Annotated in this window: 14 protein-coding genes; 5 read left to right on the top strand and 9 right to left on the bottom strand. The window is 68.1% G+C overall.

Annotation, left to right across the window (positions count from 1 at the left end; genetic code table 11):
• Position 1 precedes the first annotated feature (1 nt).
• Together cofD and cofE are read right to left on the bottom strand one after the other, a co-directional pair.
• Positions 2-964 (bottom strand): 2-phospho-L-lactate transferase, encoded by a 963-nt coding sequence (cofD, locus tag V2S85_RS04460; RefSeq protein ID WP_330701667.1) that lies wholly within the window; start codon positions 962-964, stop codon positions 2-4.
• The gene (cofE, locus tag V2S85_RS04455; RefSeq protein ID WP_330701666.1) at positions 961-1,743 is read right to left on the bottom strand and encodes a coenzyme F420-0:L-glutamate ligase; all 783 of its coding nucleotides are present in this window, start codon (positions 1,741-1,743) and stop codon (positions 961-963) included. The genes cofD and cofE overlap by 4 nt, the downstream gene beginning before the upstream one ends.
• An 83-nt stretch (positions 1,744-1,826) precedes the next feature.
• Here cofE and npdG point away from each other — a divergent pair, with 83 nt between their 5' ends.
• The 4 genes from npdG (at position 1,827) to V2S85_RS04435 (ending at position 5,115) form a co-directional block, all read left to right on the top strand.
• Positions 1,827-2,477 carry an NADPH-dependent F420 reductase gene (gene npdG, locus V2S85_RS04450; protein ID WP_330701665.1) on the top strand — a complete coding sequence of 217 codons (651 nt, stop codon included), beginning with the start codon at positions 1,827-1,829 and terminating at the stop codon, positions 2,475-2,477.
• Positions 2,474-3,052, top strand: a complete 579-nt coding sequence (cofC, locus tag V2S85_RS04445; protein ID WP_330701664.1) for a 2-phospho-L-lactate guanylyltransferase — start codon at positions 2,474-2,476, stop codon at positions 3,050-3,052. The genes npdG and cofC overlap by 4 nt, the downstream gene beginning before the upstream one ends.
• A 38-nt stretch (positions 3,053-3,090) precedes the next feature.
• Entirely contained in the window at positions 3,091-3,948 is an 858-nt protein-coding gene (locus tag V2S85_RS04440) for an SDR family oxidoreductase (RefSeq protein WP_330701663.1), read from the top strand.
• Between the two features lie 246 nt (positions 3,949-4,194).
• Complete coding sequence (locus V2S85_RS04435) at positions 4,195-5,115, top strand: TIGR03619 family F420-dependent LLM class oxidoreductase (protein WP_330701662.1); 921 nt, start codon at positions 4,195-4,197, stop codon at positions 5,113-5,115.
• A 98-nt stretch (positions 5,116-5,213) separates the two neighbouring features.
• On the opposite strand, the gene thiE is transcribed toward V2S85_RS04435, so the two are convergent.
• Complete coding sequence (gene thiE / locus V2S85_RS04430; RefSeq protein WP_330701661.1) at positions 5,214-5,861, bottom strand: thiamine phosphate synthase; 648 nt, start codon at positions 5,859-5,861, stop codon at positions 5,214-5,216.
• A gap of 94 nt (positions 5,862-5,955) precedes the next feature.
• On the opposite strand from thiE, the gene V2S85_RS04425 reads away from it, so the two are divergent.
• A complete protein-coding gene (locus V2S85_RS04425) occupies positions 5,956-6,504 on the top strand; it encodes a hypothetical protein (protein ID WP_330701660.1) in 549 nt (182 codons plus the stop codon).
• A 59-nt stretch (positions 6,505-6,563) separates the two neighbouring features.
• Here V2S85_RS04425 and V2S85_RS04420 read toward each other — a convergent pair whose 3' ends face one another.
• The 6 genes from V2S85_RS04420 to tkt all read right to left on the bottom strand — a co-directional run bounded on the left by V2S85_RS04420 (position 6,564) and on the right by tkt (position 13,441).
• A complete protein-coding gene (locus V2S85_RS04420; RefSeq protein ID WP_330701659.1) occupies positions 6,564-7,475 on the bottom strand; it encodes a fructose bisphosphate aldolase in 912 nt (303 codons plus the stop codon).
• Positions 7,476-7,564: 89 nt separating this feature from the next.
• Positions 7,565-8,647, bottom strand: coding sequence for an acyltransferase (locus V2S85_RS04415; protein ID WP_330701658.1), 1,083 nt, complete (start codon positions 8,645-8,647; stop codon positions 7,565-7,567).
• 80 nt (positions 8,648-8,727) lie between these two features.
• Positions 8,728-9,927: a phosphoglycerate kinase gene (locus V2S85_RS04410; protein ID WP_330701657.1), complete on the bottom strand. Its 1,200-nt coding sequence runs from the start codon at positions 9,925-9,927 to the stop codon at positions 8,728-8,730.
• Positions 9,924-10,355 carry an MOSC domain-containing protein gene (locus V2S85_RS04405; protein ID WP_271181023.1) on the bottom strand — a complete coding sequence of 144 codons (432 nt, stop codon included), beginning with the start codon at positions 10,353-10,355 and terminating at the stop codon, positions 9,924-9,926. Before V2S85_RS04405 ends, V2S85_RS04410 begins: the two co-directional genes overlap by 4 nt.
• 61 nt (positions 10,356-10,416) lie before the next feature.
• Positions 10,417-11,424, bottom strand: coding sequence for a type I glyceraldehyde-3-phosphate dehydrogenase (gene gap / locus V2S85_RS04400; RefSeq protein ID WP_008829032.1), 1,008 nt, complete (start codon positions 11,422-11,424; stop codon positions 10,417-10,419).
• A 28-nt stretch (positions 11,425-11,452) separates the two neighbouring features.
• The gene (gene tkt, locus V2S85_RS04395; protein WP_330701656.1) at positions 11,453-13,441 is read right to left on the bottom strand and encodes a transketolase; all 1,989 of its coding nucleotides are present in this window, start codon (positions 13,439-13,441) and stop codon (positions 11,453-11,455) included.
• Between the last annotated feature and the right edge of the window lie 7 nt (positions 13,442-13,448).

Below are 13,448 nucleotides of genomic sequence, written 5' to 3'. Positions count from 1 at the left end.
GTCATCCTGTTTCGATACGGGCTGCGGTCAGTGCTACGCGCGCAAGCCGCTCCCGATCCTCGGCATCGCACATGACTGTCGGGCAGACGGTGACCGAAAGCCCCCTCTCCCGCAAGCCCCCCGCATCGGCGGCATCGGCCTCGTCGATCACCAGATGGTCGAGAAGATCGCCCCGCCGATCGGAATAGTGATCGGCGATCGAGTCATTAGACACCGCCTTGCCCAGCTCCCCCAGCAGCTTGCCGAGCGGCCCCTTCAGCGCGGCCCCGCCCACCAGCGGCGACACCGCGACGAGCGGCACCCGCCGCCGCGCCAGCGCCTCGCGCACGCCGTGGAGGCTGAGGATCGGATCGACGCTGAGGTACGGATTGGAGGGGCACAGCACGATCGCGGCCAGATCCTCGCGCGCCAGTGCGGCGGCGAAGGCGGGCGAAGGCGCCGCGCCCGGCGCACCCTCGAAACGCACCCCGGTCGCCACCGGCCGGCACTGCTCGGCAACGAAGTAGCGCTGGAAGTCCAGCCACCCCTGCGCGGTGCCCACTTGCGTACGCAGCGGGGCGTCGCTCATCGGAACGATCGCGTGCGCGATACCGAGTTCGCGGGTCAGCCGGGCGGTCACCTGCGAGAGCGTATCGCCCGCGCGAAGCCGCCACGACCGCGCGATGTGCATGCCCATGTCGCGGTCGCCCAGGTTGAACCAGTCCGCCTCCCCCAGCGCGCGCAGCATCGCCATCGCCTGCCAGCTCTCGTCCTTCACCCCCCAGCCGCGCGCCGTGTCGTTGAGCCCGGCCAGCGCGTACGTCACCGAATCGATGTCCGGGCAGATGGTGAGGCCCAGATGCTCGAAATCATCGCCGGTATTGACGACGATCGTGAGATCCTCGGGCGGCAGCACGGCAGCGAGCCCCGCCGCCAGCTTCGCCCCGCCGACGCCGCCGCTGAGGGCGAGTACGTGCCGCTTCATCGAAACATGTCCTGTTCCACCGGCCGCAGCCCGATCGCCGCGCCGGGTCCGTCATCCCCGCAGGTCCAGCGGCCCGCGCCGCGCACGATCGCCACCGGAGTGCCCTCGTCGCCCTCGCCCATCGCCAGCCCGGCCATCGCCGCGATCGAATCCGCGACCGCGATCACCGTCGCCTGCAAGGTGCGGCCATAGAGATCGACCGCCCTCCCGCGCCGGTCCTCCAGCACGGCAAGGCCCGCGCAGCCGATCGCCGTGCCCACCGTGCCGATGCGCCAGGCGCGGCCCATCGAATCGGCGATCACGACGCCGACCCGCACGCCGCACGCCGCCTCCAGTTCCGCCCGCAGGCGCCGGGCCGAGCCGTCGGGATCGGGCGGCCACAGCAGCACCGTGCCGGCATCGCCGCCCGCCACGTTGCTGGCGTCGATCCCGGCATTGGCGAGGACGTGCCCGGTGCGGTGCCGGGCGATGATCGCGGCGGGGTGCGGGCGCATGATCTCGGCGCTTTCGTCCAGGATCGCCTGCGCCATGCCCGGCTCCCGCCCCGTCCGTTCGGCGAGCGCGCGCGCTTCCGCGGAGACCTCCAGCGCGGCGAGGTCCACCGTCCTGCCCTCCACCTTGGAGACGATCTTCTGCGCGATCACGCAGATATCGCCGCCGCGTAAGCCATCGCCCGCGGCCGCAAGCGAGGCGCAAATCGCTTGCGCTATCGACTGGCCGGGCGCGAACATGGGCAATCCGGCCAGCGGTCGTACGGTAAGTTTCCTGAGGGCGTTCATCCTGTTCTCCCGACCGGCAGCTTAGGTCGGCCATCGCCGACGGCAACCGCCGGCCCCAAGAATTCGCGGGAGAGATAAAAGACATGGCAAACATCGCGGTCATCGGCGGCACCGGGGCACTTGGCAGGGGCATCGCGCGCAGGCTCGTGGCGGTCGGGCACGCCGTCACCATCGGCTCCCGCTCCGCCGAGAAGGCGCAAACCGCCGCGCAGGAACTGGGCGCGGCCGGGTTCGCCGCCAATGCCGACGCAGCGGCGGGGCAGGACGTGGTGATCGTCACCGTCCCCCATGCCTCGCAAGGCGAAACCCTGGCGCTGATCCGCGACCGGGTGGGCGATGCGGTGGTGGTGGACACCACCGTCCCGCTGGTGCCGCCCAAGGTCATGCGCGTGCAGCTTCCCGCAGAGGGCAGCGCGGCGATGCAGGCCCGCGCCCACCTGGGCCCCGAGGCGCGGCTGGTGACGGCTTTCCACAATGTCTCAGCCCACCACCTCGATTCCGACCATGCGATCGACTGCGACGTGCTGGTCTTCTCCGACGACGTCGCGGCGCGCCAGACCGTGGTGGACTTGTGCCCCGGCATGGGCCTGCGCGGGCTGTCCGGCGGAGCGCTGGCGAACTCGGCGGCGGCGGAGGCGCTGACCTCGATCCTCATCTACATGAACAAGACCTACAAGGCCGACGGCGCCGGCATCCGCTTCACCAGCCTGCCTCAGGCGCCCGCGATACCGTGACGACCTGGGCGCTGATCCCGGTCAAGCCGCGCGGCGAAGGCAAGAGCCGCCTCGCCCCGGCGCTGAGCCCGCAGCGGCGCGGCGATCTGGTCGAGGCGATGCTGGCGCGGGTGATCGCGGCCTGCGGACAGGCGGCCGACCGCACGATCCTGCTGGGCCCGCCCCGCGCCGCGCTGCCGTTCGTTCCCGATCCGGGCGAAGGGCTCAATGCCGCGCTTGCGCACGCGCTCGGCATCCTGGGACGCGGACCTTCGCCCGAGCGGCTGATCGTCGTCGCCGGAGACCTGCCGTGCCTTCACGCGGACGAAGTGCGCCGGCTCGCCGCCCTGCCCGCCGACGCGGTCGGCATAGCCACGGACCGCCATGGCACCGGCACCAACGCGCTGTCGCTGCCCTTGCCTCGGGCAGCCGCCTTTCGCTTCCACTACGGCACGGGCAGCGCCGCACTGCACCACGCGGCGGCGCAGGCGCTCGGCCTGAACGCGGTGACGATCACTGCGCCGGGCCTCGCGAAGGATATAGACGAGCCTGCCGACCTGGCCGATGCTGAACTTCTGTTCGATCTTGCGAACTGACGGGAGGGCCGCCCACGGCCCCGAAAGGCGGTAGAGAGGTGCAGGCAAGCGACATCGACCTGAGCGGCCTGGTGGCCTTCGTGACCGGTGGCGGCGGCGGCATCGGCCGTGCGATCGCGCTGTGCATGGCCGACATGGGCGCCGACGTCGCCATCATCGAGGCCATCCCCGAACGCTGCGAGCAGGTGGCCCGACTGGTCGAGCAACGCGGCCGCCGCGCGCTGTGCATCCCCGGCAACGTCATGGACGTGGAGGCGCTGCAGGCCGCCGTCGCGCGCGCCGCAGACACGTTCGGGCGGCTCGACGTGCTGGTGAACAACGCCGGCGGCGTCACCCGGCGCGGGTTCCTCGACCTTGCCGAGAAGAACTGGCGGCGGCACATCGACCTCAACCTGGTCAGCAATCTCGCCGCGACGCAGGCGGCGGTGCCGGTGATGATCGCCGGAGGACGCGGCGGCGCCATCGTCAACGTCACCAGCATCGAGGCGAGCCGGGCGGCGCCGGGCTACGCCGTCTATGCGGCGTGCAAGGCCGGCATCAACAACCTGACGCGCACCCTCGCGCTCGAATTCGCCGAACACGGGATCCGCGTGAACACGATCGCGCCCGACTTCACCGTCACCCCGGGCACGCGCGGCCAGTTCACCGGCCCGGTCGACGAAAGCGCCTGGCGCCAGCCCAGCGCCGCCCAGGTCGAAGGCATCCGCAAGCGCATCCCCGCCGGCCGCCCCGGCATCGACGAGGAATGCGGCCGCGTCGCGGTGTTCCTTGCCTCGCCGATGGCCAGCTACGTCACCGGCACCATCATCCCGGTGGACGGCGGCTCGTGGGCCTCGGGCGGATGGGTGCGCGACCGCGGCGACGCCTGGGTGCTGCCGCCCGAAGTGACGGAATAGGCACATGGCGTGCCTGCCTTCACCATCGCCAGCCTGCCCGCGCCAACATCGTCACCCTGAACTCGTTTCAGGGTCCATCGCGCCCCACACCCCGCGTTCGCGGGGGCTCATAGGCCGGGCGGCTCCATGGCGCGAACCACCGACCCGCGCCGAGGGATGGACCCTGAAACAAGTTCAGCGTGACGGACAAGAAGCCGGCCACGCAATGCCTCCGGCGAAATCCCACGACAAGCGAACGGACCAGCGATGACCTTCACCCTCAGCACCAGCCTGCCCTTCGACCATATCGACACGCCGCAGGAATGGGGCACGATGGAAGCGCTGCACCAGATCGCGAAGGCGGTGGAGGCGGCGGGCTTCTACGCAGGCACCGTCACCGACCATCCGGTGCCCTCCTCGCGCTGGCTCGACAACGGCGGCCACTATGCGCAGGATCCCTTCGTGATGCTGTCCATGCTGGGCGCCGCCACGACCACGCTGCGGCTCCAGACCAACATCCTCGTCCTGCCGTATCGCAACCCGTTCATCACCGCGCGCGCGGTCTCCAGTCTCGATCATTTCACCGGCGGGCGGGTGATCCTGGGCCTCGGCGCGGGGTACATGAAGGCGGAGTACAAGGCGCTGGGCGTCGATTTCGACAGCCGCAACGACATCATGGACGAATACATGAAGGCGATGAAGCTGGCCTGGACCGGCGAGGACTTCACCTTCGAGGGCAACGGCTATACCGCGCTCGGCAACCGGGTGCTGCCGACCCCGGCGCAGACCCCGCATCCGCCGCTGCTGGTCGGCGGCAACTCGAAGCGCGCGCTGCGCCGGGCGGTGGAACTGGGCGATGCCTGGCACCCGTTCTTCGTGCCCAAGGCGGTGACGGATACCGCCCGCACCGCCAATCTCGAAGGCGACGAGGATATCCTGGAGGCCATCGCCTACATGGCGGCGCATTGCGAGAAGGTCGGCCGCGAAGTGCCGCCCAGGGTCATCGCCTCCTCGACCTATTCGGTGAAGGCGGGCTGGAACGCGCAGGAAGCGCTGGACCATTTCGCCAACCTCAAGTCGCTCGGCGTCGATGGCTCGGGCGCGACGATCTACACCGAGACGCGCGCCGAGTATCTCGAACAGGCGCAGAAATTCGGCGAAGAGGTGATCGCGAAGATCGATTTCTGAGGCCGGCGCGGCGCCATTCACCCTTCGACAAGCTCAGGGTGAGCCAAGGGTAAAGACTGATCTCCACTCCCGCTCAGGCTGAGCCTGTCGAAGCCCCCTCAGCCCTGCACCGCCGCCAGCGCCTCATGAAACGCCCGCACGGCCGCTTCCTCGTCCCCGTTCCAGACTGCGCCCGACACCGCGAGGAAGTCCGCCCCCGCGCGCACGAGGTCACCGCAGTTTTCCGGGGTAATCCCGCCGATCGCCACGCAGGGAATCTCGAAGATCGACTGCCACCACTCCAGCACGTCAAGGCCGGCGACGTGCTTGGTCACCTTCGTCGTGGTCGGGAAGAAGGCGCCGAACGCCACGTAGTCCGCCCCGTTCTCGCCCGCTTCCATGGCGAGGTGGCGGCTGGCGTTGCAGGTCACGCCGATCTGCGCATCGCGGCCGAGCGCCTGGCGCGCGTCCTCGACGGTGCCGTCCTCCTGCCCGAGATGCACCCCGTCGGCCCCCAGCCGCTTGGCGAGGCTGATCGAATCGTTGACGATGAAGGCCACCTCGCGGTCGGCGCAGATGCGCTGGAGCGGCTCGGCGAGCTTGGCGGCGGCGTGCTGGTCCACGTCCTTCACGCGGAACTGGAACGCCGCGACCTCGCCCGCGTCGAGCGCCCGCGCCAGCCGGTCGGGGAACGCCCCGCCCACGTCGAGCGGCGAGATGAGGTAGAGCTGCGTGGGTTCGCGCGGAATGTCGGCTTCGTCGGTCATGGCGAACGCTCTAGCCGCACGGCGGCGTCACGCCAAGCCATCGGTGGCCGATGTTCGGGAACCGTTCAGGCGCCGGCGTGTTGCATCGCGGGCCATGAGGACACCCCTAGCGCTCGCCCTGACAGGAGCCGCCCTTGCCGGCTGCACCGTGATTCCCCCGGCCGACCCGGCGCGCATGCAATCGTATCCCCCGGCCTATCCGCAGCAGAGCGCACCGCCCCCACCGCCCCCTGCGGCCTCCTATCCCGCACCGGCCGTCACGCCCCCTTACACGCCCGTAGAGAACACCGCGCCGGCTCCCGAAATGCCGCCCGCGCCCCCCGAATCGCCGCTGACTTACGCCGCGCTCGGCCAGACCGTGACGGTCGGCGGCCCGCGCATCACGCCGCTGCAGGTGCTGGAGGACAGCCGCTGCCCGATGAACGCCCGGTGCGTCTGGGCAGGGCAGGTCCGCCTGCGCGTGCGCATCGAAAGCGGGCGCGGCGGCGAACTGGAACTCACGTCCGGAAAGCCGGCGACGGTCGCCGACGGCACCCTGGAACTGGTCGAGGTCCAGCCCGACAAGGTCGCCGGCAGCGACACGCACGGCGCGGTCAAGCCTTCGGCCTATCGCTTCGGCTTTCGCTTCATGGGCGGCTACTGAGCCCACGAAAAAGGCGGCGCCCTTTCGAGCGCCGCCTCTTCCTGTCCGGTCCCGAAGGATCAGGCCGCCGCGGCAGCCTCGGCCTTCTGGGTCGAACCGAGGTAGATCGCGTCGATCGCCTCGCCCAGTGCCGCGTCGAATTCCGCGTCGCTCATCTGCGAGCGCAGGTCCGAAAGCAGCGCGCGGCTGAAGCTGGCGATGATGCCCTTGTTCTTCGCCAGTTCGACACAGGCGTCGGCACGCGAGTAGCCGCCCGACAGCGCCACCACGCGCAGCACCTTGGGGTGATCGATCAGCGGATCGAACGTGCCCGGCACGATCGGCAGCGAGAGCTTGAGCATGACCTGCTGGCCCTCGGGCAGCGCGTCGAGGTTCTTGAGGATCTCGGCGAGCAGGATCGCGTCGCACTCGGCGCGGGTCTCGCTCTTGATGTTCACTTCGGGCTCGATGATCGGCATCATGCCGTGCGAGAGCACCTGCGCACCGATCTCGAACTGCTGCTTCACCACGGCGGCGATGCCCTCGGCGTTGGCCGAGTTGATGACCGAACGCTCCTTGGTGCCGTAGACGCCCAGCGCCTTAGAACGGCTGAGCAGTTCGTCCAGCGTCGGCATCGGCTTCATCAACTGGACGCCGTTCGCCTCGTCTTCAAGGCCCTTGTCGATCTTGATGAAGGGGACCACGCCCTTGGCGATCAGCGCCTGCGGGGTCGGCACGCCCTCGACGGTGCCGTCCATGGTGCGCTCGAACAGGATCGCGCCGATGACCTTCTCCCCCGAGAACACCGACGACGAAATGATGCGCGCGCGCATCTCGTGGATGAGACCGAACATCTCCTCCTCGGTCGACCAGGCATCCTCCTCGATACCGTAGCCCTTGAGCGCCTTGGGCGTCGAACCGCCGCTCTGGTCGAGTGCGGCGATAAAGCCGTCACCGTCGGCCATCTTGGCCGTCATTTCCGAATACTGCATGGTTTCTCCTCCTGAGTTGTTCGGCAACTTGAAATAAAGCCTACGCTGCGCTCCCTCTGTTCGCAACTGCGGCATCTGTCATTAGGGGGTCAATTCGGTATAGCGCGCGGCGGCACGTGCCGCGCCCTCGCGTGCAGCATGACGTTCAGGCGCCGGCGCAGCGGAATGTCCACGAAGCGCACGCAGAGCCAGCCGAGCCCGACGCAGGCGGCAAGGTAGACCGCGCCCATCAGCACTTCGTTCCAGCCGAGATCGTCCTTGAAGTAGCGCAGCGGCTCCATCAGCGCCCAGTGCACGGCATAGACCGCGTAGGATACCTCGCCGAGGAACCACGCCACCGGCATCAGCACACGCGAAGGTTCGCCGCGCGAGCCCAGCCACACCAGCAGCGGCGAGACGAGCACGGCGCAAGTGACGTCGTACCAGCCCTTAGGAATGAACCCCGGATCGGCGACCAGCATTGCGAGGATCGCGATGAGGCAGAACACGCCGAGCCAACCGGGATGGCGAACCTCTTTCACGGGCAGCCCGGCGATCAGCACGCCTGCGGTGAACGACATCGTTGTGCGCAGCATCGTCGTGCCCATCTGGCTCCACAACGGGCCAAGATTGCCACCCTCGCGTGCCAGCACTGCGGGCACGAAGAAGCAGGCGGCGGCGATCGCCACCGCAAGCTGGCCGATGCGCGGCAGGCGGAACAGCACCAGCGCGAGGCCCAGGCTGGCGACGAGTTCGAAGAACAGCGACCACGCCGGCACGTTCATCGGGAACAGCGTGTTGGTGAAGGGCGACGGCAGCATCAGCAGGTTGGGCGGCAGCGACTTGGCGATCTTGGCGTAGCTGTAGACGTCGCCCTTGCCCGTCCAGTGGTTCGAGATCGCCGAGAGCGTGGTAATGACGATCCCCGCCAGGAACAGCGGATAGAGCCGCACCACGCGCTGCTTCATGAAGCCCCACGTAGTAAGCCCGGTCTGCCAGCGCGGCAGATAAGTGCGGCACAGCACGAAGCCGGAGAGCGCGAAGAAGAAGTCCACCGCAACATAGCCGTGCGGGGCCTGAGAGATGTTGTAGTGGAACAGCGCCACGGCCAGCGCCGCGATGCCGCGCATGCCGTCGAGCGTGACGTACCGGCCCTGCCAGGGCGGTGCGGGAGCAAGGTTTCGATCCGTCATTCCCCTGCCCGCACCAACGTCATCCCTTACGATCAATATGTCCGTCATCCCCGCGAACGGGAATGACGAGGTTCTATAAATCAGGCCTCCAGCGCCGCGACGCCGGGCAGAACCTTGCCTTCCATCCACTCGAGGAAGGCACCGCCCGCCGTCGAGATGTACGAAAAGTCCTTCGCCACGCCCGCATGGTTGAGCGCCGCCACGGTATCGCCGCCGCCCGCCACCGAGACCAGTGACCCATCCGCCGTCAGCGCGGCGGCGGTCTTCGCCAGCGCCACGGTAGCGGCGTCGAAGGGCTCCATCTCGAACGCGCCGAGCGGGCCGTTCCACACCAGCGTGCGGCAGTTCTTGAGCACGTCGCCCAAAGTCTCGGCAGCGTTCGGACCGGCATCGAGGATCATCTCGTCGGCCGCGACTTCGTGCACGTTCACCGTACGCAGCGACGGCGGATTGGCCGCGAATTCCTTCGACACGACCACGTCGTACGGCAGGTGGACGGTGCAGCCCGAGGCATCCGCCGTGGCGAGGATTTCGTTCGCGGTATCGGTCAGGTCATGCTCGCAAAGCGACTTGCCCACGTCCACGCCCTTGGCGGCGAGGAAGGTGTTGGCCATGCCGCCGCCGATGATGAGGTGATCGACTTGGCGGACGAGGTGCTTGAGCACGTCGAGCTTGGACGAAACCTTGGCCCCGCCGACGACCGCCGCGACCGGCTTCTCCGGCGTGCCGAGCGCCTTTTCCAGCGCTTCCAGTTCAGCCTGCATCGAGCGACCGGCGTAAGCGGGCAGCACCTTGGCGAGACCTTCGGTGGTGGCATGCGCGCGGTGCGCAGCGGAGAAGGCGTCGTTCACGTAGAAGTCCGCATTCGCGGCGATCGCGGCGGCGAGTTCGGGGTCGTTCTTTTCCTCGCCCTTCCAGAAGCGGGTGTTCTCGAGGATGGCGATGTCGCCGGCGCGTAGGATGCCGACGGCCTGCTTCACGATGTCACCCGCGATCTCGGGCACGAACATCACTTCCTTGCCCAGCGTCTTCTCGACCGCGCCGACCACCATCGAGAGCGACTGGCTCGGCACGCGCTCGCCCTTGGGGCGGCCGAAGTGGGCGAGCAGCAGCACCTTGGCGCCCTTCTCGGCGAGTTCCAGAACCGTGGGGGCCGCGGCGCGGATGCGGGTGTCGTCGGTGACGGCGCCGTCCTGCATCGGCAGGTTGAGGTCCACGCGCACCAGCGCGACCTTGCCGGTCACATCACCAAGGTCATCAAGGGTCTTGAATGCCGTCATCTCTCGATCCTTATCTCGTCGCCCAGGGCGATATCGCCGTCGTCAAGCACCGTGCCCAGCACGCCGCCCCGCCAGTCCGGCAGGAGCGCGCCCTTGAGGCCCTGTGCCACTTCCTCCATGCGGCTGCACGGATCGCATTCCATCGTGACTGCTATGCGCAGGGTATTGCCGATCGCCAGGACATAGCCGGTTTCCCTCGGGAAACGCAGTCCTTCGACCAGCAGGTTCGCCCGCCGCGCATGCCATGGCGGCTCTTCGAAACCGAACAGGCCGCCGCAGATTTCAAGTTCGCCCAGCGCCGCCCGCCAGCTTTCGATCTCCATCAGGGAGACCTGCCGGCGCGGCCGCTTGCCCGGACGCACCGCGCCGCGAAAGTCCCCATGGACTCCCGCGGCGGCAGTTACGGCGACGGACCGCAGTTCCTCCATCGGCGCGCGAGGGCGTTGCCTTCGCGCGATACCGATAAGGCGGCCCGTCCCCATCAAGGTCTCAGAGCAGGCCGCCCATCACGCCGGCCGTGTCGACCATGCGGTTGGAGAAGCCCCACTCGTTGTCGTACCAGGACAGCACGCGCACCAGCTTGCCTTCGAGAACCGAGGTCTCGAGGCTGTCGATGGTGGACGAGTGCGAATCGTGGTTGAAGTCGATCGAGACCAGCGGTTCCTCGGTGTAGCCGAGCACGCCCTTGAGTTCGCCTTCAGCAGCGGCCTTGAGCAGCGCGTTGACTTCCTCGGTGGTGGTGTCGCGGCTCGGCACGAAGGTCAGGTCGACGACCGAGACGTTCGGGGTCGGCACGCGGATCGACGAACCGTCGAGCTTGCCCTTGAGGTCCGGCAGAACGAGGCCGACGGCAACGGCGGCGCCGGTGCTGGTCGGGATCATGTTCATCGCGGCGGCGCGGGCGCGGCGCGGGTCGGAGTGGATCTGGTCGAGGATCTTCTGGTCGTTGGTGTACGAGTGGATCGTGGTCATCAGACCGCGCTCGATACCGATCTTCTCGTGCAGCACCTTGGCGAAGGGCGCCAGGCAGTTGGTGGTGCACGATGCGTTCGACACGACGGTGTGCTCGGCGGTGAGCGCGTCGTGGTTGACGCCGTAGACGACGGTGAGGTCGACGTTCTTGGCAGGCGCCGAGATCAGCACGCGCTTGGCGCCGGCTTCGATGTGCTTCGAGGCCGAGGCCTTGTCCGTGAAGAAGCCGGTGCATTCCAGCGCGATGTCGACGCCGTTGGCAGCGTGCGGCAGGTTCGCGGGATCGCGCTCTGCGGTCACCTTGATGCGCTTGCCGTTGATGATGAGGTCGTCGCCGTCGACTTCCACGGTGCCCGCAAACGCGCCGTGGACGCTGTCGCGCTTGAAGAGGAGGGCATTGGCCTTGGCGCTGGCGAGGTCGTTGATCGACACCAGCTCGAGGTCATGGTCGGTACGCTCGAGAATGGCGCGGGCGACATTGCGCCCAATACGTCCGAAACCGTTGATCGCAACCTTGGTCGCCATAATCCTAATCTCCTCTTAGGTGGTATTCTTAGCTGCTGAGCTTTTCCAGAACCTGCGGCACGATCGCATCGACGGTGAAGCCGAAGCGCTCGAACAGGACCTTGGCCGGGGCCGAGGCGCCGAAGCGGTCGAGGCCGATGTTGAGGCCGCCGCCCAGGCTGAATGCGGTGAAACGCTCCCAGCCGTGCGTCACGCCCGCCTCGATCGAGACGCGCAGGATCGACGGGTCGCTCGGCAGGACTTCGTGCTTGTAGGCGGCGTCCTGTGCCTCGAACAGTTCCATGCACGGCATCGAGACGACGTCGGCGCCGATGCCCTGGGCCTGCAGTGCGCTCTGCACCTTCACGGCAAGTTCGACTTCCGAACCGGTGGCGATCAGGATCACCTTGCGGTCACCCTCGGCGCGGCGCAGCGTGTAGGCGCCGCGGGCCGAGAGCATTTCGCCCGAAGTGCGCAGCTGCGGCAGGTTCTGGCGGGTCAGCGCGAGGACCGACGGCGTCTCGGCGCTTTCCAGCGCGATCTGCCAGCACTCGGCGGTCTCGATCACGTCGGCCGGGCGGAACACGTTGAGGTTCGGGATCAGGCGCAGCGACATGACCGTCTCTACCGGCTGGTGAGTCGGGCCATCTTCGCCAAGGCCGATCGAATCGTGGGTCAGCACGTAGATCACGCGGGTCTGCTGCAGCGCCGACATGCGGATCGCGTTGCGCGCATAGTCCGAGAAGATCAGGAAGGTGCCGCCGTAGGGGATCACGCCGCCATGCAGCGCCATGCCGTTCATCGCCGCCGACATGCCGAATTCGCGGATGCCGTAGTAGACGTAGCGACCGGCGTAGTCCTTGGCCGAAAACGCCGACTGGCACTTCGCCTTGGTGTTGTTCGAACCGGTCAGGTCGGCGGAGCCCCCGACCATCTCGGGCACCAGCGGCGCGAGGACGTTGAGCACGTTCTCGGACGCCTTGCGGGTCGCGACGGTGGTTTCGCTCTCCAGCCAGCCGGCGAAAGTCTTCGCGGCTTCATCGCCCGAGGGCAGTTCGCCGTTCATGCGGCGGGTCAGCTCGGCACCCTTGTCGGAGGCTGCAAGGCGGGCGTCCCACTCGGCGCGCAGCTTCGCGCCCTTTTCGCCCAGCGAGCGCCAGTCGGCAAGGATCTCGGCCGGGATCTCGAACGGAGCGTGCGCCCAGCCGATGTTCTCGCGGGTCGCGGCGATCTCGGCATCGCCCAGCGGCGAGCCGTGGACGTCGTGGCCGCCCTGCTTGTTGGGCGAGCCCTTGCCGATCAGCGTGCGGCAGGCGACCAGCGTGGGCTTGTCCGAAGCCGCAGCCTGGCCCAGCGCGCGCTCGATATCGGCGAAGTCATGGCCGTCGCATTCGAACACGTCCCAGCCCGAAGCGCGGTAGCGTGCCGGAATGTCTTCCGAGGTCGACAGCGAGGCGTCGCCGTCGATGGTGATCTTGTTGTCGTCCCACAGCACCTTCAGGCGGCCCAGCTTCAGCGTGCCGGCCAGACCGATCGCCTCGTGGTTGACGCCTTCCATGAGGCAGCCGTCACCGGCAATGACCCAGGTGTTGTGATCGACGAGGTCGTCGCCGAAGGTCGCCGCAAGGTGGCGCTCGGCCATCGCCATGCCCACGGCCATCGCCACGCCCTGGCCCAGCGGGCCGGTGGTGCATTCGATGCCCTCGATCAGGAAGTTCTCGGGGTGACCGGCGCAGACCGAACCCATCTGGCGGAAGTTCTTGATGTCCTCCAGCGTCGGGCTGGCATAGCCGGTCAGGTGCAGCAGCGAGTAGATCAGCATCGAGCCATGGCCCGCCGACAGCACGAAGCGGTCGCGGTCGGCCCACTTGGGGTTGGCCGGATCGAACTTCAGGAACTTGGCGAACAGCACCGTGGCGACGTCGGCCATGCCCATCGGCATGCCGGGGTGGCCGCTGTTGGCAGCCTGAACCGCGTCCATCGAAAGCGCCCGGATGGCGTTGGCCATCGGCGCAAGACGGTCGGAAGCGAGGGTCATGGGATTA

The organism is Novosphingobium resinovorum (assembly GCF_036352595.1).
Classification (GTDB): domain Bacteria; phylum Pseudomonadota; class Alphaproteobacteria; order Sphingomonadales; family Sphingomonadaceae; genus Novosphingobium; species Novosphingobium resinovorum_B.
Note: the sequence above shows the minus strand (reverse complement) of the source record. Positions and strands in the feature narration are given on the sequence as shown.

What these genes read in the sequence shown, in the direction of transcription:
- gap (WP_008829032.1), bottom strand. Translation starts at nt 11,424, where the DNA reads ATGGCGACCAAGGTTGCGATCAACGGTTTCGGACGTATTGGGCGCAAT.
- V2S85_RS04410 (WP_330701657.1), bottom strand. Translation starts at nt 9,927, where the DNA reads ATGACGGCATTCAAGACCCTTGATGACCTTGGTGATGTGACCGGCAAG.
- tkt (WP_330701656.1), bottom strand. Translation starts at nt 13,441, where the DNA reads ATGACCCTCGCTTCCGACCGTCTTGCGCCGATGGCCAACGCCATCCGG.
- cofD (WP_330701667.1), bottom strand. Translation starts at nt 964, where the DNA reads ATGAAGCGGCACGTACTCGCCCTCAGCGGCGGCGTCGGCGGGGCGAAG.
- V2S85_RS04435 (WP_330701662.1), top strand. Translation starts at nt 4,195, where the DNA reads ATGACCTTCACCCTCAGCACCAGCCTGCCCTTCGACCATATCGACACG.
- cofE (WP_330701666.1), bottom strand. Translation starts at nt 1,743, where the DNA reads ATGAACGCCCTCAGGAAACTTACCGTACGACCGCTGGCCGGATTGCCC.
- V2S85_RS04425 (WP_330701660.1), top strand. Translation starts at nt 5,956, where the DNA reads ATGAGGACACCCCTAGCGCTCGCCCTGACAGGAGCCGCCCTTGCCGGC.
- V2S85_RS04405 (WP_271181023.1), bottom strand. Translation starts at nt 10,355, where the DNA reads ATGGAGGAACTGCGGTCCGTCGCCGTAACTGCCGCCGCGGGAGTCCAT.
- npdG (WP_330701665.1), top strand. Translation starts at nt 1,827, where the DNA reads ATGGCAAACATCGCGGTCATCGGCGGCACCGGGGCACTTGGCAGGGGC.
- V2S85_RS04420 (WP_330701659.1), bottom strand. Translation starts at nt 7,475, where the DNA reads ATGCAGTATTCGGAAATGACGGCCAAGATGGCCGACGGTGACGGCTTT.
- V2S85_RS04415 (WP_330701658.1), bottom strand. Translation starts at nt 8,647, where the DNA reads ATGACGGATCGAAACCTTGCTCCCGCACCGCCCTGGCAGGGCCGGTAC.
- thiE (WP_330701661.1), bottom strand. Translation starts at nt 5,861, where the DNA reads ATGACCGACGAAGCCGACATTCCGCGCGAACCCACGCAGCTCTACCTC.